General features: G+C 70.6%; 21 protein-coding genes. 8 read left to right on the forward strand and 13 right to left on the reverse strand.

What is annotated here, in order from left to right; translation table 11 throughout:
• The first annotated feature begins 32 nt into the window (after window positions 1–32).
• The gene (locus RFN52_RS12215) at window positions 33–1,856 is read left to right on the forward strand and encodes a pyridoxal phosphate-dependent aminotransferase (protein ID WP_184845923.1); all 1,824 of its coding nucleotides are present in this window, start codon (window positions 33–35) and stop codon (window positions 1,854–1,856) included.
• Window positions 1,857–1,940: 84 nt separating this feature from the next.
• On the opposite strand, the gene RFN52_RS12220 is transcribed toward RFN52_RS12215, so the two are convergent.
• The 5 genes from RFN52_RS12220 to RFN52_RS12240 form a co-directional block, all read right to left on the reverse strand.
• Window positions 1,941–3,377: a family 43 glycosylhydrolase gene (locus RFN52_RS12220; RefSeq protein WP_184845925.1), complete on the reverse strand. Its 1,437-nt coding sequence runs from the start codon at window positions 3,375–3,377 to the stop codon at window positions 1,941–1,943.
• The gene (locus RFN52_RS12225) at window positions 3,359–4,339 is read right to left on the reverse strand and encodes an arabinan endo-1,5-alpha-L-arabinosidase (RefSeq protein WP_184845927.1); all 981 of its coding nucleotides are present in this window, start codon (window positions 4,337–4,339) and stop codon (window positions 3,359–3,361) included. The genes RFN52_RS12220 and RFN52_RS12225 overlap by 19 nt, the downstream gene beginning before the upstream one ends.
• A gap of 157 nt (window positions 4,340–4,496) precedes the next feature.
• Window positions 4,497–5,555: a hypothetical protein gene (locus RFN52_RS12230; RefSeq protein WP_184845929.1), complete on the reverse strand. Its 1,059-nt coding sequence runs from the start codon at window positions 5,553–5,555 to the stop codon at window positions 4,497–4,499.
• A 20-nt stretch (window positions 5,556–5,575) separates the two neighbouring features.
• On the reverse strand, window positions 5,576–6,034 hold the full coding sequence (locus RFN52_RS12235) for a PPOX class F420-dependent oxidoreductase (protein WP_184845931.1): 459 nt from the start codon (window positions 6,032–6,034) through the stop codon (window positions 5,576–5,578).
• A 28-nt stretch (window positions 6,035–6,062) separates the two neighbouring features.
• The gene (locus RFN52_RS12240) at window positions 6,063–6,536 is read right to left on the reverse strand and encodes an ATP-binding protein (RefSeq protein ID WP_184845933.1); all 474 of its coding nucleotides are present in this window, start codon (window positions 6,534–6,536) and stop codon (window positions 6,063–6,065) included.
• 130 nt (window positions 6,537–6,666) lie between these two features.
• On the opposite strand from RFN52_RS12240, the gene RFN52_RS12245 reads away from it, so the two are divergent.
• Together RFN52_RS12245 and RFN52_RS12250 are read left to right on the forward strand one after the other, a co-directional pair.
• Entirely contained in the window at window positions 6,667–7,509 is an 843-nt protein-coding gene (locus RFN52_RS12245; RefSeq protein ID WP_184845935.1) for a helix-turn-helix domain-containing protein, read from the forward strand.
• On the forward strand, window positions 7,506–7,694 hold the full coding sequence (locus tag RFN52_RS12250) for a DUF397 domain-containing protein (protein WP_184845937.1): 189 nt from the start codon (window positions 7,506–7,508) through the stop codon (window positions 7,692–7,694). The genes RFN52_RS12245 and RFN52_RS12250 overlap by 4 nt, the downstream gene beginning before the upstream one ends.
• 28 nt (window positions 7,695–7,722) lie before the next feature.
• Here the strand turns inward: RFN52_RS12250 and RFN52_RS12255 are convergent, their stop codons facing one another.
• Window positions 7,723–8,562 carry an arginase family protein gene (locus tag RFN52_RS12255; RefSeq protein ID WP_184845939.1) on the reverse strand — a complete coding sequence of 280 codons (840 nt, stop codon included), beginning with the start codon at window positions 8,560–8,562 and terminating at the stop codon, window positions 7,723–7,725.
• A gap of 73 nt (window positions 8,563–8,635) precedes the next feature.
• On the reverse strand, window positions 8,636–9,187 hold the full coding sequence (locus tag RFN52_RS12260; protein WP_184845941.1) for a YciI family protein: 552 nt from the start codon (window positions 9,185–9,187) through the stop codon (window positions 8,636–8,638).
• Between the two features lie 64 nt (window positions 9,188–9,251).
• Here RFN52_RS12260 and RFN52_RS12265 point away from each other — a divergent pair, with 64 nt between their 5' ends.
• Together RFN52_RS12265 and RFN52_RS12270 are read left to right on the forward strand one after the other, a co-directional pair.
• Window positions 9,252–10,028, forward strand: coding sequence for an alpha/beta fold hydrolase (locus RFN52_RS12265; protein WP_184845943.1), 777 nt, complete (start codon window positions 9,252–9,254; stop codon window positions 10,026–10,028).
• Window positions 10,029–10,062: 34 nt separating this feature from the next.
• Window positions 10,063–10,494, forward strand: a complete 432-nt coding sequence (locus RFN52_RS12270) for a hypothetical protein (protein WP_184845945.1) — start codon at window positions 10,063–10,065, stop codon at window positions 10,492–10,494.
• Window positions 10,495–10,515: 21 nt separating this feature from the next.
• Here RFN52_RS12270 and RFN52_RS12275 read toward each other — a convergent pair whose 3' ends face one another.
• On the reverse strand, window positions 10,516–11,169 hold the full coding sequence (locus RFN52_RS12275; protein WP_184845946.1) for a DUF4360 domain-containing protein: 654 nt from the start codon (window positions 11,167–11,169) through the stop codon (window positions 10,516–10,518).
• 313 nt (window positions 11,170–11,482) lie between these two features.
• Window positions 11,483–11,941: an RrF2 family transcriptional regulator gene (locus RFN52_RS12280; RefSeq protein ID WP_010042345.1), complete on the reverse strand. Its 459-nt coding sequence runs from the start codon at window positions 11,939–11,941 to the stop codon at window positions 11,483–11,485.
• A gap of 124 nt (window positions 11,942–12,065) precedes the next feature.
• Between RFN52_RS12280 and RFN52_RS12285 the strand changes: the two genes are divergently transcribed.
• A complete protein-coding gene (locus tag RFN52_RS12285; RefSeq protein WP_184845948.1) occupies window positions 12,066–15,038 on the forward strand; it encodes a glycoside hydrolase family 35 protein in 2,973 nt (990 codons plus the stop codon).
• 19 nt (window positions 15,039–15,057) lie between these two features.
• Here RFN52_RS12285 and arfA read toward each other — a convergent pair whose 3' ends face one another.
• Genes arfA through RFN52_RS12305 form a run of 4 tightly spaced genes read right to left on the reverse strand, consistent with a single transcriptional unit; the run spans window position 15,058 to window position 19,753 of the window.
• Window positions 15,058–16,569, reverse strand: a complete 1,512-nt coding sequence (arfA, locus tag RFN52_RS12290) for an arabinosylfuranosidase ArfA (RefSeq protein ID WP_184845950.1) — start codon at window positions 16,567–16,569, stop codon at window positions 15,058–15,060.
• 60 nt (window positions 16,570–16,629) lie between these two features.
• Window positions 16,630–17,463, reverse strand: coding sequence for a carbohydrate ABC transporter permease (locus RFN52_RS12295; RefSeq protein ID WP_184845952.1), 834 nt, complete (start codon window positions 17,461–17,463; stop codon window positions 16,630–16,632).
• On the reverse strand, window positions 17,460–18,398 hold the full coding sequence (locus RFN52_RS12300) for a carbohydrate ABC transporter permease (protein ID WP_184845953.1): 939 nt from the start codon (window positions 18,396–18,398) through the stop codon (window positions 17,460–17,462). Before RFN52_RS12300 ends, RFN52_RS12295 begins: the two co-directional genes overlap by 4 nt.
• Window positions 18,398–19,753 carry an extracellular solute-binding protein gene (locus RFN52_RS12305; RefSeq protein ID WP_184845955.1) on the reverse strand — a complete coding sequence of 452 codons (1,356 nt, stop codon included), beginning with the start codon at window positions 19,751–19,753 and terminating at the stop codon, window positions 18,398–18,400. The genes RFN52_RS12300 and RFN52_RS12305 overlap by 1 nt, the downstream gene beginning before the upstream one ends.
• A 249-nt stretch (window positions 19,754–20,002) precedes the next feature.
• On the opposite strand from RFN52_RS12305, the gene RFN52_RS12310 reads away from it, so the two are divergent.
• Window positions 20,003–20,617, forward strand: coding sequence for a toxin-antitoxin system, toxin component family protein (locus RFN52_RS12310; RefSeq protein WP_184845957.1), 615 nt, complete (start codon window positions 20,003–20,005; stop codon window positions 20,615–20,617).
• The gene (locus RFN52_RS12315) at window positions 20,614–21,843 is read left to right on the forward strand and encodes a hypothetical protein (RefSeq protein WP_184845959.1); all 1,230 of its coding nucleotides are present in this window, start codon (window positions 20,614–20,616) and stop codon (window positions 21,841–21,843) included. The genes RFN52_RS12310 and RFN52_RS12315 overlap by 4 nt, the downstream gene beginning before the upstream one ends.
• Window positions 21,844–21,862: the final 19 nt, after the last annotated feature.

Below are 21,862 nucleotides of genomic sequence, written 5' to 3' on the forward strand. Positions count from 1 at the left end.
TCCCCAACGGGCCCGCCCCATACGGAGGTTCCATGGCCGACAACGTCACGTCGCTGTTCCGCAGTACCGCGGCCCACAGCCCGTCGATGGCGGCTCTGACACGCGAGGGCGGCGAGGGAGCCGGCCCCGTGGACTTCTGTATCCCCTGCAACCCGTACTTCCCCACCCCGGCCATGTTCGAGGACATGGCGGGCAGGCTGCGCGACATCATCACGTACTACCCGAGCAGCGCCGACACGATCACGGCCGAGCTGTGCAGCCTGCTCCAGCTGCCGCCGCAGTGCGTGGCCATGGGCAACGGCTCGACCGAGCTGATCACCTGGATCGACCACCTGCTGGTCCGCGAGTCCCTCGCCGTGCCCGTCCCCACCTTCGGCCGCTGGACCGACCAGCCCATGGAGACCGGCAAACGGGTCGACATGTTCCCGCTCCAGGAGTCCAGCGGCTTCGCCCTCGACCTCGCGCAGTACGCCGAGTTCATCCGGGCCCGGGGCACCCGCGTCGCGGTGATCTGCAACCCCAACAACCCCGACGGCGGCTTCCTGCACAAGCACGCCATCGTGCAGTTCATGGACGCCATGGCCGACCTCGACCTGGTCGTCATCGACGAGTCGTTCCTGGAGTTCGCGGACGCCGAGGCCGAACCGTCCGTCGTGCAGGAGGCGATGCTGCGGCCCAACGTCGTCGTCCTGCGCAGCCTCGGCAAGAACTTCGGCCTGCACGGCATCCGTTTCGGCTACCTGGTCGCCAACCCGGCGCTCGCGGGCCGGATCCGTTCGATGCTCCCCAAGTGGAACCTCAACTCCTTCGCGGAGCACGTCGTCTTCATGCTCAAGGAGCACGGCGCCGAGTACGCGCAGAGCCTCCAGCAGGTGCGCCGCGACCGCCTCGACATGGCCGGCCAGCTCTCCTCCCTGCCCGGGCTGACGGTCTACCCGTCGCAGGGCAACTTCCTCTTCGTGCGCCTCCCCGTGGGTGCCGAGGGCACCGTCGTCCGGGACCGGATGCTCACCGAGCACCGGATCCTGGTCCGCGAGTGCGGCAACAAGATCGGCTCGTCCAGTCGCTTCCTGCGTCTCGTGGTGCGCCCCCAGGTGGACGTGCGTCGCCTGGTGTCCGGCCTGGAACAGGTGCTCTACGGGACGTCCAGGAGGGGAGCCGCCGTACCCGAGCTGGGCAATGGGACCAGCTACAGCTCGGGTACGGCGGCCGTGGACCGCCTGGTGAGCGAGACGAACGGGTCGGGCATGCGGGGGCTCGCGGCGCAGGCGGTGGGGATGGCCGCCGCGGGGGTCGGCGAGCCAGGGCTCGCACCTGCTGCCGCGGCCGCGAGCGTGGGCGGGCCGGGGCTCGCCGCCGCCCCGGCTGCCGCTGCCCCGGCTCCCGCTCCGGCGCCCATGCCGGCGCCCACTCCGGCCACCGGCATCGGCATGCCGCTCCCCGCCGCCGCGTCCGCCGTACCGGCGGGTGCGGGCGGCGGGATGCCGATGCCGGCTGCGGCGCAGATGCCGCAGCCGCAGATGCCCCAGCCCCCGATGCCGCAGGCGGTGCCGCAGCCCGCGCCTCAGCCGATGGCCGCGCCGGCCCCGCCGCTGACGCCTGCGGCACAGGCGCCGGTACCGGTTCCGGCTCCGGCTCCGTCGCCCATGGCCGCGCCGGCCGCTCCGTCGCCCATGGCCTCTCCGTCGCCCATGGCCGCTCCGTTCACCGGACCCACGCCGCCCGGTGTTCCGGCCCGTGGGGGCCTGACGGCGGCGCAGGTGCGGGGGACGAACGGGCTGACGCCGGCGCCGGCCACGGGGTGGCCCGCCGCGCAGAGCTGGCCCAACGCGGCGGGGATGGGGCAGGCGGGGTAGTTCGGCGGGTGCGGGCGCGACGTGGCCTGTCGCGCCCACGCGGCGGAGCCGCACATGAAGCACGGCCCCGCGCCCCTGAGTTGCCTATGCCGCAGCCAGTTTCCACTGCTGGCAGTTGTTGTTGAGCCAGGACCACTGGCGTACGTCGGCTCCGTCGGCCGTTGAGCAACCGGCGACGTCCGCCACCTTCCCCGTGGCCTTGTTGGTGATGCGGACATGACCACCGTCCGTCGCCACGAACTGGAACCGCTGGCACGTGTTGTTCAGCCAGGACCACTGGCGCAGGTCGGCGCCGTCGGCCGTCGAGCAGTCGGCGGTGTCGAGGACCTTGCCGGTGGCGACGTTCACCAGGCGGTGGGTGTCGTCACCGAGGTCCTCCAGGCGCCAGCGCTGGTTGGCACCCCCGTTGCAGCCGTACTGCCGGACGTCGGCTCCGTCGGCCGAGGAACTCCCGGCCACCTCCAGACACTTGCCGCTGTTGCGGTTGGTGACGGTATAGGCCGTCGAGGTGGTGACCGGTTCGCCGGAGGGCCCGGGGAGCGAGGCACCCAGCCGGACGGGCGTGCCCAGGTTCGGCGTGCCGTCGGAGTTCCAGGTGAACTTCTGCGCCCGGGTCGTACGGCCGTTGTCGCAGCCCTCCGAGGCGGAGTCGTTGGCGTGGTAGACGATCCAGTTCTCACGGCCGTCGGGCGAGGTGAAGAAGCCGTTGTGGCCGGGGCCGTACACCCCGTTCGCGTCACTGCGCTGGAAGACGGGCGTGGACTTCTTGGTCCAGGAGGCGGCCGACAGCGGGTTGGAGCCGGTCAGCTCCAGTTGCCCGAGCTTGTAGTCGGGCGTCCAGCAGCCGCTCGCCGAGTAGATCAGGAAGGTCCGGCCGCCCCGCTGCAGGATCTCCGCGCCCTCGTTGACCGTGCCGCCCTGCCGCTCCCAGGCGTACGTCGGGGTCGAGATCGTCGAGTAGGAGCCGCTGACGGTGTACGGGTTGGACATCGGGGCGATGACGAGGTTCTGCGTGCCGCCGGTGATCGCACTGCCGAGCATGTACAGCCGGCCGCCCACGTTCAGCACGCTCGGGTCGAGCATCCAGGCGCTGTTGAGCTGCCCCTTGTAGGTGTACGGCCCCATGGGGTCGGAGCCGGCGCTCTCCAGCACATGGCTGCGCTGCGTCGGGTTGTAGTCCGACACGTTCTGCCCGGCGACGTAGTACAGGTACCAGCGGCCGTTCAGGAAGTGCAGCTCCGGCGCCCAGATGTTGCAGCAGCGGGAGGCGTTGTCGCCCTTCCACACCTGGACGCCGGGGGCCGTGGAGAGCCCGGCGAGGGTGGTGGACTTGCGGATGGTGATGACGTCGGTCCAACTGGTCGTCACCAGGTAGTAGTTGCCGTCGTGGTACGAGATCCAGGGGTCGGCGCCCTTCACGGACTTGACCGGGTTGGAGAAGGAGGCGGCGCTCGCGGAGGGCTGGCCTACGCTCAGCGCGAGCAGCAGGGCCGCCAGCAGGGTCAGTAGGCGACGGGCCATCCGTTGCTCCAGTTCAGGAGGTTGATGCCGAGCTTGGGCGTGCCGTTCGCGTTGCCGTCGTAGTAGTGGTAGACGATCAGGTCGCCGTCGGCGTCCTTCAGGATCGACTGGCCGCCGGGGCCGATGACGCTGCCGTGCGACTCCAGGACGGGCGTGCCGCCGTTGTTCATCAGGTCGACGCCGTTCTTGTCGCGGTACGGCCCGGTGACACTGGAGGCGCGCCCGACCTTCACCTTGTACGTCGAGCTGGTGCCGGCGCAGCAGGTGTCGTACGAGGCGAAGAGGTAGTAGGAGCCGCCCCGCTTGACGATGAAGGGCGCCTCGACGGCCTTGGTCCCGGTGGGGCGGGAGGCGAGCGAGTACCGGGTGGTGTTGGAGGAGAGCTGCTTCCCGGTGGACGGGTTGATCTGGATCATCTTGATCCCGGTCCACCAACTGCCGAACGACAGCCACCACTTGCCGTCGTCGTTCACGAAGAGGTTCGGGTCGATGGCGTTGAAGTCGCTCGCGGAGTTCGAGGTGTAGACGGTGCCCTGGTCGGTCCAGCTGCCCGGCTGGCCGGTGCTGGAGGTGGCGAGGCCGATGGCGGAGGTGTTCGAGCCGAACTTCGAGACGGAGTAGTACATCAGGTACTTGCCGCCGTGGTACGAGATGTCCGGCGCCCAGGCCTCCGGCACGGAGGAGTAGTTCCGCCACCAGCCCGGCCGGCTGGAGAAGGCGTCGCTGCCGTTGCGGAAGGCGGTGCGGTCGGTGGACGTCTTGTTGGCGATGGCGCCGCCGGTGGCGTACAGCAGGTACTGCCCGGACGAGGTGCGGATCATCGAGGGGTCGTGGGTGACGACGTCGCCGGTGACCCGGCCGGGGTTGGGGTATGCGGACGCCGTGCTCGGAATCAGGGCGAGCAGTGCTGCGGCGGGGAGTGCGAGCAGGGCGGTGCGCCTGCGCACGGGGGTGCGGCTCATGCCGGTCCTCCTTGCGGTGGGGGTGACAGCGCTGGCCGATATTTCGAACAGTGATCGCAAGTTCGAACGGGACCGTAGAATCGAACCCCTTGCGCGTCAATGGTCCGCGCAGCAACGACCGCGCGGACCATCGAAGTTCGGCTGGGACGCGGAGGTGTCAGCCGGTCGGAAGTCCCAGCCCGTAGTACCTGATGTGATAGCCGTCCACGTACTCGGCCTCACCGCCGACGATCAGACCGGCCGGCTCGGCCACACCCGCCGCCCTGGCCGTCGCCACGAGCATCTCCGCGAGGGCGCGGCCCTTGGGTTCGCCGGGTCCTCCCGCGTCCACGCGCCACACCGGATCGTCGTCGCGCCACACCGAGGCCGTAGCCGGGTGTTCGGCGACGGTGCCCCAGCCGAGCGAGGCGGCGTCGACGCCGTCCGGGGCGAAGCAGCCGATCGACAGCCGGTCGCCGCACGTGACGTCGAAGAGGAGGGGCGCACCACCGCCGGTCCGCCCGTAGAACGGCATGCCGAAACCGACACCGAGGGCGACGGCCTCAGCGGGCAGGGCTCCCAGGAAGTCGCCCAGCGACCGGGTGGCGGTCTCCCAGCTGCGCGCGGTCCAGCCGCCGGGGAAGCCGAGGCCGGCGTTGGCCGGGTCGCTGTTGCTGCCGAAGAAGCCGCTGATGGCGTGCTCTTCGCCGTGACCCTGACGCCAGAACCAGTTCTCCGCCGGGCCGGTGGGCTGCAACACCAGCTCCGGCCCCGCCTTCCCGGCGCGCAGCTCCAGGGTGTCCGTACTGCCGCGCCAGCGCAGGAAGGGGGCGCCCCACGACGGCCCGCCGTCGTAGAAGGGTCCCATGTCGCCGTGTGAACCCATGACGGACGGCCGACCGAGGGCCGCGGTCAGTTCGTCGCGGGCCGCGCGGAAGGCGACGGCCTGTGCGGGGGCGTCGGGTGCGGCGACCGCCACCGGTACCGCGAGCTCCACATACGACTCGCCGTCGGTGTACGGCTCTTCGTAGGTGCCGACGGGACGCAGGCGGGCGTCGCCCGAGGACCGGCCGGTGATCAGGACCGGATGGTCCGCCGTGCCGCCCCGGGCCCAGCCGAGCCCGTCCGCCAGGGCGTTCACCCCCTCCGGCGTCCAGCCGCCGGTGTCCGCCGCGCGGAGCCGCCGGGCGAGTTCCGCGAGGGAGGGTTCCTCAGTGCTTCCCCGTTGTGCGTTCATGCGCTCATCGTGCCGCAGCCCTATCCCTCGATGTCGAGCGCGGTCCCGTACAGCCGGTCCACCTTCAGCCGGATGACGACACGCCGCTCGTCGACCAGTTGCCGGAGGAACGCGTCCTCGTCCTCCGGCTGGGCGCCCGCCGGGATCATCGCGAGCAGTTCCCGGCCGACCGTGTCGCCGGGAACGGTGGTGGGCTCGGATACCTCGGCATCGCCCTCGGCGACGGCGAACGACCAGACGTCCGCGCCCTGCACGTGCAACGCCGCACGCGGTTCGCGGCGCAGGTGCTTGACCTTGACACGGTCGGCCGTCGTGGAGAACCGCACCGTGCGGGACTCGGCGTCCCAGCTGTACACCATGGTGGTCAGGTGGGGGTGGCCACTGCGCTTGACGGTGGCGAGCGTGCCGAACTGCTGCGCGGCGAGAAGGTCGGAGAGGGCTGCGTCGGACAGGAGGCGGGGCGTCGGTCTGTCGGTCATGACATCGCCAACACCGGGCGGTGCCCTGTCATTTCGAAATCGGCTCCGAAATCCACTCCGGCAGCTGGATCTCCGCACGCACGGTCTTGCCGGGCGGCTCGCGGTCGAGCACCTCCCAGCGGTCGGCGAGCGCGTCGACCAGGACGAACCCCCGGCCGTGCTCGTCGAAGGGCCGAGGCGGGCGTACGGCACCCGGAGCGGGCGGATACGGCGGCCCACTGCGGGCGTCGGTCACCTCCACCCGGACGCTGCCCGTGACGATCGCCAGCCGCAGTTCGAAGTCCCGGCCCGGAACGCGCCCGTGCGTCACGGCGTTGGCCGCCAACTCGGCCACGATCGCGCCGGCCGCGTAGGAGACGTCCGATCCGTAGGGGATGCCCCAGGAGTGCAACTGGTTCAGCGTGAGGTTGCGGGCGAGGCGGGCACCGCGCGGGGTGGAGCTGAGGCGCTGTCTGAACACACGTACGGTGACCAGGTTCCGGGGGATGGACTGTGGCGTCATGCGCCCAATCTGGCGGCTGAGAGGGGCGATTCTCCAGGCTGCCGCCGCGTACGCTGCGACAGCGTACGCGGTAACGGACTGGACAGTACCGGTTACCACCCGTGACGATCACTCCGGGAGGTGACCGACGGTGGTCGATGGCGTGGTGGGGACGGGCACGGCCGGCGAGCCGGAGTCGTCCGACAGTCTGCGGACGTTCGGAGCGGTGGTCCAGGGCTTGCGCGAGCACGCGGGGCTGAGCCGGGAGGAGTTCGGGGAGCTGGTGCGGTTCTCCAAACACACGGTGGCTTCGGTGGAGTTGGGGAGGAGGATGCCGGACGCGGAATTCGTGCAGCGGGCGGAGGAGGTGTTCGGGAGGACGGGGGCGTTGCGGAGGGCGGCGGGGTGTCTGGAGCGACAGCCGGGACTGGCGGCTTGGTTTCGGCGGTGGGCTGCGCTGGAGCAGGCGGCGATCACGTTGTACACGTACGAGTGCCGCATGATTCCTGGCTTGTTGCAGACCGAGGCATACGCGCGAGCGCTCTTCGCCAATCAGTTGCCGCCGCTGGACGACGGACAGATCGAGGAACGGTGGGCCGCTCGGGCCGAGCGGCAGAAGCTACTGAAGGGGCGACCGAACACCGCCTTCAGCTTCATCCTGGAGGAGCACCTGTTCCTGCGATGCCTGGGTGGGGGTGAAGTCACCCGTGAGCTCGTCGATCATCTGCAGGAGATCGCGGAGCTGCGGAACGTCGAGGTCCAGATCATGCCGGTGGCGCAAGGGGCACACGCAGGATTGGCGGGTCCCATGCAGTTGCTGGAAACACCCGAGAACCGGTGGCTCGCCTACAACGAAGGCCAGCGCGGAGGCCAGTTCATCTCTGACCCGAAAGAGATCAGCGTGCTTCACAGGCGGTATGCCAGGATGCGTTCGCAGGCTCTCTCCCTCGAAGACTCCTTGAGCCTGTTGCAGCGGATGCGAGGAAACCTATGAGCACCGTCGAACTGGCCTGGTCCAAGTCCAGCTACAGCAGCAGTGGCGACGGCGATTGCGTCGAAGTAGCCGTAACCCCTCACCTCGACACCATCCACATCCGGGACTCGAAGAACAGGCAGGGCCCCGAGCTCCGCCTCTCCCCCACCGCCTGGTCCGCCTTCCTCACGCACGCCGCCGAGTAACTGCCGGGGCCGCCGCCCACTTCACTGCTCAGCCCCGGGCGGTCCCGAAGAGCCCGTCGACGATCCGCCGCAGTGCGGCCTCCTCCTGACCGGTGTCTTCCCCCCGCTCGTACTCGGTCAGCGCGATGCCGGCGAGCGCGAATTCCCGCGTCAGCGCCCGCACCGCTCCCAGCAGGTCGTCGATGCCGAGACCCCCGGGTTCCGGTGTGCCGACGGCCGGGAAGACCCGCGGGTCGAGGACGTCGAGGTCGATGTGGACGTAGACCGCCTCGGCGCCGGTCGCGCGCACCGCGGCCAGGAGCGGACCCGGTTCGGCCAGCTGCTCTACGCCGACGTGCCGGATGCCGCGGCGCTCGACGAGGTCCCGCTCGTCCGGATCCAGGGACCGGGCCCCCGCCAGCACCACACGGTCGGCCGACAGGCTCCGCACGGGTCGCAGGCCCTCCGGTCCGTCACCGATGAGCGCGCGCAGCACCATGCCGTGGAACGCCCCGGAGGGCGACGACTCCGGTGTGTTGAGGTCTGCGTGCGCGTCGAACCACACCAGCGCCAGCCGGTCCCCGAACACGGAGAGCGCGGTCTCGACGGGGGCGAGATCGACCCCGCAGTCGCCGCCGACGGTCACGACCGTGTCACCCGGCGGAACCTCGGCCAGTGCCTCGCGCACCGCTCGCAGGTTCCGCTCCAGCACGTCGGCGTTCCGTACGCCGCCTCGCGCGCTCCCGACGCCGCCGTCGAGCGCGACCGTGCACCGCCGGCCTTCGGGCATCAGCTCGGCGAGCCGGGCAGCCCCATCGCGCAACCGGCCGGCGGTCGCCGCTCCCGACCCCTGCCACTGCGCCACCTCAAGCACGACCCGACCGGACACGGAAATCTCCTCTCGACGGTGATCAACACAGCCTAGGAGCGGCAGGGACACGGACGGGCGTGCCCCCTGCGCCTCACCGTCGCCCGCCGAACTCCCAGTCATGCACCTCGATCGCGGCGTACCGCTGCGAGGTCAGCACCGCACGTGCCGCCTCCGCATCCGCAGCCCGCACCAGTGCCGCCGTGCCCACCCACACGGCACCGTCGTCGGACAGCAGCGGCCCGTACGCGATCAGATCGTCCTGCCGGGCACCCGGCACATCGAGGTCGGCACCGTCCCCCGAGCCGAGCCCGAGAACGAGGTACCGCTTCCCGCCCGTCCGGCCGCCGGGGAACTCCCACATGGTGCGGCCCAGCAGGTTCCGCCACCGTCGCACCAGCACATCCCGGTACGCCCCGGCCTGGTAGTTGGGCTCGTCGAAGGCGAACGCGCGGGCGGCGGAGGCATCCGGCAGGTCGACGATGTGGACACTGCCCGTGACCGTCTCCCCGTCCTCCGCGAACGTCGGCCCCCGGGCGATCAACTCGGCCTCGTAGCGGTCCATATAGGCCCAGTGCGCCTCCCCCAGCTCCTCACGCAGGGGCAGGGAGCCGGGCCGGTCGCGGTGGTAGCAGAAAAACTCCATGGCTCATCCAACCTCGGTGGCTACTCTCGTGTCTCCCGTCATCGTGACCGCAGGAGAGCAGACCGTGCGCAGTGCCGCCGTAACGCCCGAGGGCGACCAGATCCGCTGGGTCGAACTGCCGGGGCAGGAGCCGCCACGCGTCTACGTGCACGGACTGGGCGCCACATCACCGGCCTACTTCACGGAAGCCGCGATCGACCCCAAGCTGTCCGGTCACCGCTCCCTGCTCCTGGACCTCCTGGGCCACGGCATCAGCGACCGCCCGACGCACTTCGACTACACGCTGGAGTCGCACGCCGACGCACTCGCCAACGCTCTGACGGCGGCGGGTGTCTCGGCCGCCGAGGTGATCGCCCACAGCATGGGCGGCTCGGTCGCGATCGTCCTGGCGGCCCGCCACCCCCACCTGGTTTCCCGCCTGGTCCTGATCGACGCGAACCTGGACCCTCTCCCGCGTGCCCCTGGCTCCTCGGGCAGCAGCGGCATCGCCGCCTACTCCGAGGAGGAGTTCGTGACGGGCGGCGGATGGGAGGAGGTCCGTGACCGGGTCGGCCCGCACTGGTGGGCCACGATGCGCCTGGCCGGCCGCGAGGCCCTGCACCGCAGCGCGTTCCACCTCACCCGGGGCACGACCCCGACCATGCGCGAGCTCCTGCTGGACCTGAAGATCCCCCGCACCTTCCTGCTCCCCGCGGCGGACGGCCCGCTCCCGGGCGCCGACGCCCTCACCGAGGCAGGGGTTTCCGTCGTCGCGCTCCCCGACTGCGGCCACAACATCATGCTGGACAACCCGGAGGCCTTCGTGGCGGCCACCGCCGCCGCTCTCGCGCCCCAGGACTGACCGGCCCTCACCGAAGAACGAGGACGCCCCTGCCATGCGGTACGTACGGTTCGTCAAAGGCGCCGTCACCGTCGCCGTCTCCACCGCCGCCTGCCACTCCCTCATGTACGCCGGCTTCGCGGGGGCACGCGAAAGCGCGGCCACGAGCGAGGACGACACGTGGGCCGGCGCCTTCGAGTTCCTGCTCACCACGGCCGCCTCCTGGGCGCTCATGCCACTGCTGCTGTGGGCCGGCATGCTGGTGATGCGGGAGAGCGGCAACACCCTGCTCGTGCTCGTCGGCGGGTCGGCCTGGGTGATGCTCTCCGGATACTTCAGCGACGACATCGACCGCGCCGGCGGGCACATACCGGTTCCGGCCCTCGCCGCGTACGTCCTTCTCGGTACGGCCGTGGCCGGCGTCGGCCACCGGCCGGACGACGCGCCGGACCAGGAAGGGCGACCCACCGGACCACAAGGCCGGTGAAGCCGCCCCCCGTTCACACCGTCACGACTTCTTCGGGCACTCCTTCCACGCCAGGTGATACACCGTGCTGATGTCCCCGTCCGTGGAGTCCATCGTCATGAAGCTGACCTTGTCGGCCGACTGGGTGCCGGCGTTGACGCGGATCTCGGTGTTGATGTTGAAGTTGCGCTGCACTCCGCAGGGTGCGTAGACCAGTTGGGCCCAGTCCGTCTCGTCGGTGGCCTGCCAGTTGTCGTTGAGGGGGCCGCTGAACGGATGGTTCCTGGACACCGTGCTGGGCGAGCCCTGGAAGTAGTACGAGGCCCGCTGGGTGGCGCTGGCGCCGCGCTGGAGGGAGGCGAATCCCCGGTAGTCCGCGCTCGCGATGGCGTAGGTGAAGCCGCCGGGGACGTGGACCTTCAGGTTGAGCTGGCAGTTCCTGCGGAACGCGGTCGGGTCGGAGTTCCCGCCGGCCTGGGCGAGGTAGTCGCTGTAGGTGACCGTGAACGCCGTGTTGTCCTCGGAGACGGCGACCGCTGCCGTGCCCTGCGGGCAGCCGGAGCCGTTCACCGTGGCGACCTGGATGATGATCTTGTCCGGGGGCGGGTCGTCGAACCCGGAGGACGGGGATTGTGCGGGAAGTGCGCTGGTGAGCAGCGCGGCGATCGCGCCGCTCAGAAGCAGGCCACCGGCCATGGTTCTCCCATCCGTTCGTGGGGGGTGAGTCGTGAAAGTGCATGAGCATGCACATGTCAAAGCGACAAGTACACACACCCCCGGCCTGTGACCATTCCATGAAGGAGATGTGAAGAGCGGGAGCGGTGGCATCGTACGCAGGGCGGCAGGGGTGGACCAGGTCGCTCTCCGGCCATTCACACTGGCGGGAATTCACCCGGTACCGGCGGACGCATAGGGTGCGTTGCAGCAGTGCGTCCGACCGAGGACATCCCGAGGACATCCCGAGGACGGAATGAGGATCACGCACAGCGCCGATCACGGCCGCCGCCGCTCAGGGGTTCTCCCAGGCCGCCGGTTCCGCCGCCAGCCGCTCCACCGGCTCCGGCAGGGCCCCGGCCGCGAGGTCGGCGATCGTCACGCCCTCCAGGATCCTGCGGACATTGGCCCGCAGGGCGATCCACAGCGGCAGCAGCGGCTCGGCGGTGCCGGAGTAGGCGAGGCCCGTCGGCCGCTCGCCGCGCACCGACACGATCGGCCCGTCCACGGCCCGGATCACGTCCGCGACCGTGATCTCCGAGGCCTCCCGGGCCAGCCGGTAGCCGCCGCCCCCGCCGCGCCGGCTGTCGACGACGCCGCCGCGCCGCAGATCGCCGAGGATCCCCTCCAGGAACTTGTGGGGGATGTCCTGCGCGGTGGCGACGGCCTCCGCCTTGACCGGCCCCTCCCCCTGCCGGACGGCCAGCTCCACGACCGCTCGTACCGCGTAGTCCGCACGTGCCGAGATCCTCATAGGACCATTGTGGCCGTCACCCTGTAGACATTGAGCACACGCACCCCGCACCACAACGAACACACGCACCCCGTACGACAAGCACACGCACCACCTATCGCATGGCACAACAGGAGGCGCTCCCTTGGAGCTCAGCAGGCGTACCTTCCACGCTCTGGCCGGCACGGCGGCGCTCGGCTTCGCGCTGACCGGCAGCGGGTCGCCGACCTCCGCCAACCCGGCACGCACCCCGCCCACCGGCCCGCCGCCCCCGGTGCCGAGCGCGGACGGCCGACCGCACGAGATCGGCTTCGACCACCACTCGCTGATCGTCGACGGCCGCCGCCTGGTCCTCTGGTCGGGCGAGATGCACCCCTTCCGGCTGCCGAGCCCGTCGCTGTGGCGGGACGTGCTGGAGAAGATGCGCGCCCACGGCTACAACGCCGTCAGCGCGTACGTCGCCTGGAACCACCACTCCCCCGCCCCCGGCCGCTACGACTTCACCGGCGTGCGCGACCTGGACCTGTTCCTGCGGACGGCCGCCGAGACGGGGATGTACGTGATCCTGCGGCCGGGGCCGTACATCAACGCGGAGGTCGACGCCGGCGGCTTCCCCGGCTGGCTGACCGCCACCGAGGGCCGGGCCAGGACCTCCGACCCGACGTATCTGCGCTATGTCGACGAGTGGCTGACCGCCGTCAACGCCATCGTCGCGAAACGCCTGTTCACACGAGGCACGGGCACGGTGCTGCTCTACCAGATCGAGAACGAGTACGACGCGCACGTCGACGAGACGTCCGGGCGCGCCTACATGTCGTACCTGTACGAGAAGGTCCGCGCCGACGGCATCGACGTGCCGCTGTTCCACAACGACAAGGGCAGGAACGGCTACTGGGCGCCCGGCTCGTTCGGCACCGGCGGCGAGAAGGGGCGCTGGCTGTACGGGTTCGACGGATACCCCGAGCCGGACGAGGTGCCGCCGGACTGGGGGTCGTTCGGGACCGGCGGCAGAAAGGGCGGGGCTTCGGCCAGTCCGAAGACGCCCGGGTTCGTGCCCGAGTTCGGCGGGGGCTGGTTCGACCCGTGGGGCGGGTCCTGGTTCGACGGCAAGGGGTACGCCGAGGCGCGCCGGACCCGGGACGCGGCGTACGAGCGGCGCTTCTACCTCACCAACCTCGCCAACGGCATCACGCTGCACAACGTCTACATGACGTACGGCGGCACCTCCTGGGGCTGGCTGCCCGCACCCGCCGTGTACACCTCGTACGACTACGGCGCCGCGTTCGACGAGGCCCGCAACGCCACCCCGAAGCTCGCCCCGATGCACCAGATCGGGCAGTTGCTGCGGTCCGTGCCCGACCTGGCCAGGCTGAACCGGGCGGAGTCCGTGCGGGCGGCCGACGAGCGGATCAAGGTCTACCACCTGGCCAACCCCGACACCGGGGCCCGCTTCTACGTCCTGCGCAACGACACCGGCGAGGCGGTCTCCTCGCCGCTTCCGGACGCCGGGATCGACGTGCCGGTCACCGTCCCGGCCCGCGACGCCAAACTGATCGCGGCGAATCTGCGGCTCGGGCGGCGGACGCTGGTGCACTCCACCGTGCAGCCCATGGTGAGCCTGACCGCCGGGCGGCTGGACATCGCGGTGTTCGCGGGCCGCCGGGGCGAGATGGCCCAGGTCGTGCTGGAGTGCGCGGACGAGCCGACGCCCATGCGGCTGGACGCGGAGCCCGCCTGGTCCTGGAACCTCGGCAAGCTGAACATCACCGCTCCGCTCGGCGCCGGCGGGCTGAGCCGCGTGCGGGTCGAGGGCGACGGTGTGGACACGCCGATGCTGGTGCTGTTCGCCGACGACGCCACCGCCCTGCGGCTGTGGCCCTACGAGACCCCGTCCGGCCCGCTGCTCGTCTACGGCCCCGCCCTGCTGCGCTCGGCCGAGCTGCGCGGCTCCACGGTCCATCTCACCGGCGACACCACCGGGCAGACGGGCCTGGAGGTGTGGGGGCCGCGCGGGATCACCCACGTCACCTGGAACGGGCGCCCGGTCCCCACCCGGATCAGCGCCTCCGGAAGTCTGCTGGCGCTGCGGCCGCTGCCCGGTGTGACCCGGCCGGCCCTGCCCACCCTGGACGGCTGGCGGCGGCGGGCCGGGAACCCGGAGGCCGAGCCGGACTTCGACGACTCGGACTGGACGGCGGCCGACAAGGAGACCACGTTCAGCACCACGCCCGTGCCCGACGGGCAGCCCGTCCTCTTCGCCGACGACTACGGCTTCCACTACGGCGACGTCTGGTACCGCGGCGAGTGGACCGGCGACAGCGGCATCGAGTCCGTGTCCCTTGCCTACAGCACGGGCACGCAGGGCCTGCTGATGGCCTGGCTGGACGGCGAGCCACTGGGCACGCACCGGATGCCCGTGCCGGACAAGGAGCGGGCGCGGCAGGGCACGTGGACCGCGAAGGCCGGCTTCGACCTGCCGAAGCGGCTGCGGGAGAAGCTCCGCGAGGGAGAGCCGGAGCAGCGGCACGTGCTGTCCGTGCTCGTCCGGCGGATGCAGCACGACATGGACGGCGAGGCCCTCGACACGCACAAGGCCGCGCGCGGGCTGACCGCCGTCACCTTCGAGGGCGGCTCCCCCGGGGTGAAGTGGCGTATCCAGGGCGCGACCACGCCGGACCCCGTGCGCGGGCCGATGAACAGCGGCGGGCTGCACGGGGAGCGCGAGGGCTGGCACCTGCCCGAGTACGACGACGGGGACTGGAAGGACGCCGAACTCCCCCGGAGCGACCGGCGGCAGGGCGTCACCTGGTACCGGACCGGCTTCCGGCTGGACGTCGCCCCGGGCGTCGACGCCTCGGTCGGGCTCGTCCTCGACGACGATCCCGAACGGGCGTACCGCGTCCAGATCTTCCTGAACGGCTGGAACATGGGCCAGTACATCAACGACGTGGGCCCGCAGCACACCTTCGTGCTGCCGAACGGCATCCTGCGCACGCGGGGTGCCAACACCCTGGCGCTGGCGGTGCTGTCGGACGGGACCACCCCCTCCGGGCCGGGCGAGGTGCGGCTGACGCTGCTGGGCGCCGCGGCCGGAGGAGTGCCCGTGAAACCGGTCTGACCGGACCGGCCGGGGGCCGTCAGGCCAGCCGGATCACGTTCCAGGACAGCGGCTCCAGGACGGCGCTCAGCGTGCCGTCCCGCAGGGCCGTGCCGTCGACCGGGTGGGGGGCGACCCGCTCGGGGTCGTCCAGGGTGTTGCGGGCGTCGGGGTCGGCGTCCGCGAGGGCGCTGTGCTCGACCACGCGGGTCAGGTCGAGGCCGCTGAGGGCGACGTCGAGCGGCAGAGCGTCGGTGCGGCTGCGGTTGACGGCGAAGACGGTGACGGTGCCGTCCTCGGCGCGCACGGCGGTGGCGTGCAGCAGGTCGGTCTCGCCGTACTTCTTCGTCTCGTGCTTCGGCGAGTCCACGCGGACGTCCAGGACCCGGCCGCGGCCGTACTTGCTCGCCTGCGCGAACGGGAAGAACGTGGTCTGGCGCCAGGCCGGGCCGCCGGGCTCGGTCATGATCGGCGCGATGACGTTGACGAGCTGCGCGAGGCAGGCGACCGTGACGCGGTCGGCGTGCCGGAGCAGGGCGATGAGGAGCGAGCCGAAGACGACCGCGTCCATGACGCTGTAGTTGTCCTCCAGCAGGCGCGGGGCCTCGGCCCAGTCCCGCGCGCCGGAGTTCTCGATCTCGTGCCACTGAGAGATGTACCAGACGTTCCACTCGTCGAAGGAGAGGTTGATCTTCTTCTTCGACTTCAGCTTCGCGCCGATGTGGTCGGCGGTGGCGACCACGTTCTCGATGAAGGACTCCATGTCGACGGCGGAGGCCAGGAAGGAGTCGAGGTCGCCGTCCTCGGGCTGGTAGTAGGCGTGCAGGGAGATGTAGTCGACGAGGTCGTACGTCTCCTCCAGGACCGTCGCCTCCCACGCGGCGAAGGTCGGCATGGACTGGCTGGAGGAGCCGCAGGCGACGAGTTCGACGCCCGGATCGATCTGGCGCATCGCGCGGGCGGTCTCGGCGGCGGTCCGGCCGTACTCCTGGGCGGTCTTGTGGCCGGTCTGCCAGGGGCCGTCCATCTCGTTGCCGAGGCACCAGAGGGTGATGCCGAAGGGGTCCTTGTCGCCGTGCGCGGCCCGGAGGTCGGACAGGGCCGTGCCGGCGGGGTGGTTGGCGTACTCCTGGAGTTCGAGGGCCTCGGCGACACCCCGGGTGCCGAGGTTGAGGGCCATCATGGGCTCGGCCTGGGGGCCGATCTTCTTCAGGAAGGCGATGTACTCGGAGAGGCCGAAGCGGTTGGTCTCCGTGGAGCGCCATGCAAGGTCGAGGCGGCGGGGACGGTCCTCGACCGGGCCGACCGAGTCCTCCCACTTGTAGCCGGAGACGAAGTTGCCGCCGGGGTAGCGGATGGCCGTGACGCCGAGTTCGCGGACGAGGTCCAGGACGTCCTGGCGGAGGCCGGCTTCGTCGGCTGCGGGGTGGCCGGGTTCGAAGATGCCGGTGTAGACGCAGCGGCCGAGGTGTTCCACGAAGCTGCCGAAGAGGCGAGGGTTGACCTCACCGACGGTGAATGCGGGGTCGAGGGTGAAGCGGGCCTTGTGCATGTTCGCCTTTCGGGGTGGGTGGTTCGTCTTTCGTGGGCGGCTGCCGCGCAGCCGACATGATCACTGGCCTGCCAGACCCGTGTGGGCCACGCCCGCCACTATCTGCCTCTGGAAGAACACGAACACGATGATCAGTGGCAGGCCCGCCATCAGGCCGCCGGCCATGAGCTGGGCCCATTGGATGCCGTAGGAGTTCATGACGGTCGCGATGCCGTTCGGCATGGTCATCAGGTCGGGGTTGTTGGTCACCATGTACGGCCAGAGGAAGTTGTTCCACGAGGCGATGAAGGTGAAGATGCCGACCGCCGCCAGGGAGGGGCGGGAGAGCGGGAGGACGATGGTGAAGAAGACGCGCCAGCGGCCGGCGCCGTCGATGAAGGCGGCCTCCTCCAGTTCACGCGGGATGCCCTGGAAGAACTTGTAGAGGATGTAGACCATCGCGGCGGGCGCGCACTGCGGCAGGATCATGCCCCAGTAGGTGTCGACCATGCCCATCTGCTGGACGGTGGTGAACAGCGGCACGCCGAGGACGGCGGGCGAGATCATCAGGCCCGCCATGACCAGGCCCATCAGGACGTTCTTGCCGCGGAACTCGGTGCGGGCGAAGCCGTAGCCGGCCAGGGCGCTCACCAGCAGGACGACGGACGTCACGCAGACCGAGACGACCAGGGAGTTCACGAACCAGTTGGTGATGTTGCCGGAGTCGAACAGGGCCTGCCAGGCCTGGCCCGTCCAGTCCTCGGGGAGCCAGTGCGCCGGGACCTCCACCGCCTCGGTCTCGGACTTGAGCGAGGTGAACAGGCCCCAGGCGAAGGGGGCGAGGAAGACGACCGACACGGCCGTGCCGAGGAGGGTGAGCAGGATCTGGCTGGGCGTCCACGCCTTGGTGGTCATCGGGCGCTCTCCTCACGGTTGCGCAGCAGCCACATCCGGGCGAGGGCGACGGCCGCGATGATCACGAAGAAGATGACGGAGATCGCGGAGGCGTAGCCCACGCGGTAGCTGGTGAAGCCCTCTTCGAGGGTGTACTGCACGAAGGTGCGGGTCGATCCCTCCGGTCCGGGGAGGAAGTCCATCATCACGACGGCCTGGTCGAAGACCTGGAGCGAGGCGAGGACCTGGAGGGCGATGACCAGGCCGGTGATGCTGCGCAGCATCGGCAGGGTGATGTGGACCGTGCGGTGCCAGGCGTTCGCGCCGTCCAGTCTGGCGGCCTCGTAGAGGTGGTCCGGGATGCCCTGGAGGGCGGCGAGGTAGAGCAGGAAGCTGAAGCCGACGGTCCACCACAGGGTGGTGATGACGATGGCGAGCATCGCGTAGGACTTGTCGGTCAGCCAGGGCGTCTCCAGGCCGAAGACGTGGTCGATCATGCCGGTGCCGGGGTTGAACAGCCACTGCCACAGGTTGGCGGCGACGGTGGACGGCAGCAGGAACGGGGCGAAGAAGCAGAGCCGCCACAGCCACTTGCCGCGTTCGATGTGGTGGGCGAGCATCGCGAGGAGGAAGGCGAGGACGGTGATGCAGGGGACGACCAGGAGCGTGAAGTACGCGCTGTGGCCGAGGGAGTCCCACACCAGGGGGTCGTCCAGGGCCTCGCGGTAGTTGTCGAGGCCGACGAAGCTCGCGCCCTCGCCCGTGATGTTGGCGTCGGTGAAGCTGAGGTAGACGCCGCGCAGCAGCGGCCAGATCACGAACAGGGCGAAGAGCAGCAGGAACGGGGCGACGAACCAGCCGCCGTGCTGGAAGCCCTGTCTGCGGCGGAGGGTGGCGCTGCCGGCGGCGGTCCTCGCGCGTGCGGGTGCGGCGATGGTGTGGGCGCTGGTCGCCATCAGGCGGCACCTCCTTCTGCGGCGGTCTTCCCGTCCATGGGGTTCTTCGTGGCGAGGAGCTGGGTGAGCGCCTTCTTCATGCGGTCGGCCGCGGTCTGCGGCTCGGCGGAGCCCATCGTGGAGGAGACGACGACGGGACCGACGCGCTGGGCGAGGATGCCGGTGGAGCCCGCGAACCACACCTTGGGCTCGGTGGCCTGGTGGTCCATGGCGGAGACGTACGCGCTCTGCGGGTCCAGCTTCTTGTACGCCGCCGTGGACAGGGTGGGGGTGTACGCGGGGATGTGGCCGCCGGCCGCCCACTGCTGGGCGTGCTGGACGACGTAGGCGGCGAGCCGGTGGGCGGCCTCGTTGGCGGGGCCGCCGCGGTCGGACTGGTGCGGCAGGACGAAGGAGTGGGACTCGGCGTGGGTGGCCTGCCTGCCGAAGACGGGCGGCAGGGGGGTCGCTCCGTAGTCGAGCTTCGCTCCGGAGTAGACGGGGACCGACCAGTTGCCCTCCCAGACGAAGGGGGAGCCGTTGATGAACTGTTCGGCGCTCGCGAGGCCTCCGAAGCCCGGGTCGGAGTACCCGTCGGTGACGTGCCGGCGCAGGAACTCCAGCACGTGGACGGCCTTGTCGGTGTCGAAGGTGACCTCGGTGCCGGCGTCGTTGAACCAGGTGCCGCCGAGCTGGGTGTAGAAGGCGACGAAGAACCACCACTGGAAGTTCTGGTCGGCGTTCCACATGCCGATGGTCTGGAGCCCCTTCTTCGTGGCCCGCTTGGCCTCCTTCAGGACGTCGAACCACTCGTCGGTGGAGGTGACGGGCACGATCCGGCCGTCGTCGCCGAGGAGCCCCGCCTTCTTCAGGACGTCCTTGCGGTAGAAGCAGAGCTGGACGTGGATGTCGAGCGGGAGGGCGTAGAGCTTGCCGTCGATGACGCCCCGCTTCCACAGGGTGGGGTTGTAGTCCTGCTCCCGGACGCCGTACTTGGCGAGCAGGCCGAGGTCCCAGGGGTCGAGGAGGCGGCCGGGTGCGAAGCCGGTGACGCGGCCGAGGTGCATGACGCCGAGGTCGGGGGCGCGGTTGCCCGCCGCCGCCATGGCCAGTTTGGTGTAGAAGGGGCTGCCCCACTGGAGGGTGGAGTCCTTGACGGCGATGTCCGGGTTGGCCTGACGGAAGGCGTCCAGCATCGCGATCATGTTGGAGCCGTCGCCGCCGCTGAAGAGGTTCCAGTAACGCACCCGGGTGTCGGCGTCGGAGGCGAGTGCGTCGGCGCCGGTGCCGAGTGCGGCGAAGCCGAAACTGCTCGCGACGAAGAGGCCGCCGAGCCCGCCGAGAAGCTGCCTGCGGTTCAGGTCAGGTCGTCCCATGCCCTGCCCTTGTGATCGATGACGGATAGCCGTTCGATATTTCGGATGACGCTCGTTACTTCGAACGGGACCGTAAATTCGAAGCGCTTGCGCGTCAATGGTCCGGCCAGACTTGGGGCGGGACTTTTCCGGACAGGAGCAGTCGTTCCCTTGTGAACATCGAACGTCGGATCGCATGACGCGCACACTTTCGGGCGCGTAGTCTCGGACCCGCGACAGGCCGTCGGCCGGTGGTGAGAAGGGGGAGCGATGGACATCGCGGGCGCGCGGGCCCGGGCCGCACGACTCTCCGCCGCGCTCAGGCGCTCACGCAGTGGCTCGGCCATGCGCGGCCTGGCCGCCGAACTGACCACCGCGGTGCGGAAAAGACCCGAGTACCCCGCCGACGTACGGTCCCTGTGCCGGGCACTGTGCGAGGAGATGAGCAGCCGGCGCGGCGGGCGGCCCGTCGAGCTGCGCTTCGAGCGCTTCCCCGACGAGATCGAAGTGACCGGCCTGTGGGTGGAGTTCCAGGACTTCGACCTCGTCATCGTCGAGGAACGGGCCGAGGCGGTGCAGCAGCTGGTCATCCTCGGGCACGAACTGTGGCATCTGCACGCGGGGCACGGACACCACCACGGGGCGGGTGCGGCGGCGGCCCACGCGTTCGCCGGCCGGCCGGAGTGGGACGACGTCGCGCTCGCGGTGGCCGCCCGCAACGGCTCCCGGGAACGGGACGAGGCCGAGGCCGACGCCTTCGGGCACCGGCTGGCGGCGGGGTGCCGGGCGCTGCTGCCGGGCGGGCGGCGCGAGCCGGAGGAACCCCTCGAACCCGTACAGCGGTCGCTGTACTACCGGGGGCCGCGAGGAGGTGCGGCACCGTGACGACGGTGGCACTGACCCCGGCCGAGTTCGTCAACCAGTTCTATCCGAACTTCTGGTGGATCCCCGCGGGGGTCCTGGCCGCCGCCCTGGCCATCAAGCTGCCGAGCATCATCCGGCTCTGGAAGGACCCGATGCTGCGCGCGGTCGGCGGGCTGCTGCTGCTCGCCTGCGCGGTGTTCGTCTTCGTGGCGCCGTCGACGATCGCCCGGGTCAACCGGCTCACCGGGGTGGCGAACTTCTCCGGACCCTGGGTCTACTCGCTGCTCACCGCGTTCTGCGCCTTCTGCCTGCTGCTGATCATCTCCTGGCGCAACGGCCTGTCCGACCGCTCGGAGCGCACCCGGCGGGCGATGCGCGGGGTCGTGGCGGTCTACTCGGGTGTGATCGTCGCGATGTGGGTGCTGTTCGCCCTCGCGGACGTGCCGGTGGAGCGGCTGCGGGATCTCGACACGTACTACGCGAACACCCCGTACATGCGCGAGGTGATCGTGCTGTACCTGCTCGCGCACACCGTGGCCGCGCTGGTCACCAACGGGCTGATCTGGAACTGGGTCCGCACGGACGGGCTCGACTCGCTGCTGCGCTGGGGGCTGAAGTTCCTCGGCGTGGGCTACGCGGCGCAGTTGTTCTTCGACGCCGCCAAGATCAGTGCCGTGGTGGCGCGTTGGTCCGGGCGGAACGTGGACTGGCTGAGCACGGCCGTCGCCCCGCCGCTCGCCTGCCTGTCCGCGGTGCTCATCGCGGTCGGCTTCATCCTTCCGCACGCCGGGCAGTACCTGCACGGCCGCTGGCACGTCCGCCTCGCCCACCACGAACTGCGGCCGCTGTACCTGCTGATGAGGTCCGTGAACGGCACGGGGGTCCCCTTGCTGCTGCGCGCGACGCCGGAGCTGCGGCTGGTCCGCCGGGAGACGTTCATCCGCGACGTGCTGCTGCCGCTGGCCCGGCACATCGACGAGGACCGGCGCGAACGGTTCCACGACGCCGCCCTCGCCCTCGGCCACCCGCCCGGCCTGGCCAGGACACTCGCCGCCACCGCGGCGATCCTGGACGCGGCCGACGCCGGGACCCGGACACAGGAGGACGACGGCACCGGTGCCCGGGACACCACGGAGCTGCTGCGCGAGATCGGCGCGGTGTCCCGCGTCCTGCGCCGCACGGAGGACCTCCGGGCGATCCGCGCCCTGGCACGTGACCACACGGACGGCAAGTCGCTCACGGGCTGACCGGGCCGCGGGTCACCCA

It is taken from the genome of Streptomyces collinus, from assembly GCF_031348265.1.
Lineage (GTDB): Bacteria > Actinomycetota > Actinomycetes > Streptomycetales > Streptomycetaceae > Streptomyces > Streptomyces collinus.

Bases quoted from the DNA above. Each gene is read 5' to 3' on its own strand.
- RFN52_RS12250 (WP_184845937.1), top strand. From the start codon at position 7,506: ATGAGCACCGTCGAACTGGCCTGGTCCAAGTCCAGCTACAGCAGCAGT.
- RFN52_RS12295 (WP_184845952.1), bottom strand. From the start codon at position 17,463: ATGACCACCAAGGCGTGGACGCCCAGCCAGATCCTGCTCACCCTCCTC.
- RFN52_RS12230 (WP_184845929.1), bottom strand. From the start codon at position 5,555: ATGAACGCACAACGGGGAAGCACTGAGGAACCCTCCCTCGCGGAACTC.
- RFN52_RS12310 (WP_184845957.1), top strand. From the start codon at position 20,003: ATGGACATCGCGGGCGCGCGGGCCCGGGCCGCACGACTCTCCGCCGCG.
- RFN52_RS12280 (WP_010042345.1), bottom strand. From the start codon at position 11,941: ATGAGGATCTCGGCACGTGCGGACTACGCGGTACGAGCGGTCGTGGAG.
- RFN52_RS12235 (WP_184845931.1), bottom strand. From the start codon at position 6,034: ATGACCGACAGACCGACGCCCCGCCTCCTGTCCGACGCAGCCCTCTCC.
- RFN52_RS12220 (WP_184845925.1), bottom strand. From the start codon at position 3,377: ATGGCCCGTCGCCTACTGACCCTGCTGGCGGCCCTGCTGCTCGCGCTG.
- RFN52_RS12260 (WP_184845941.1), bottom strand. From the start codon at position 9,187: ATGGAGTTTTTCTGCTACCACCGCGACCGGCCCGGCTCCCTGCCCCTG.
- RFN52_RS12305 (WP_184845955.1), bottom strand. From the start codon at position 19,753: ATGGGACGACCTGACCTGAACCGCAGGCAGCTTCTCGGCGGGCTCGGC.
- RFN52_RS12275 (WP_184845946.1), bottom strand. From the start codon at position 11,169: ATGGCCGGTGGCCTGCTTCTGAGCGGCGCGATCGCCGCGCTGCTCACC.
- RFN52_RS12300 (WP_184845953.1), bottom strand. From the start codon at position 18,398: ATGGCGACCAGCGCCCACACCATCGCCGCACCCGCACGCGCGAGGACC.
- arfA (WP_184845950.1), bottom strand. From the start codon at position 16,569: ATGCACAAGGCCCGCTTCACCCTCGACCCCGCATTCACCGTCGGTGAG.
- RFN52_RS12270 (WP_184845945.1), top strand. From the start codon at position 10,063: ATGCGGTACGTACGGTTCGTCAAAGGCGCCGTCACCGTCGCCGTCTCC.
- RFN52_RS12215 (WP_184845923.1), top strand. From the start codon at position 33: ATGGCCGACAACGTCACGTCGCTGTTCCGCAGTACCGCGGCCCACAGC.
- RFN52_RS12240 (WP_184845933.1), bottom strand. From the start codon at position 6,536: ATGACGCCACAGTCCATCCCCCGGAACCTGGTCACCGTACGTGTGTTC.
- RFN52_RS12225 (WP_184845927.1), bottom strand. From the start codon at position 4,339: ATGAGCCGCACCCCCGTGCGCAGGCGCACCGCCCTGCTCGCACTCCCC.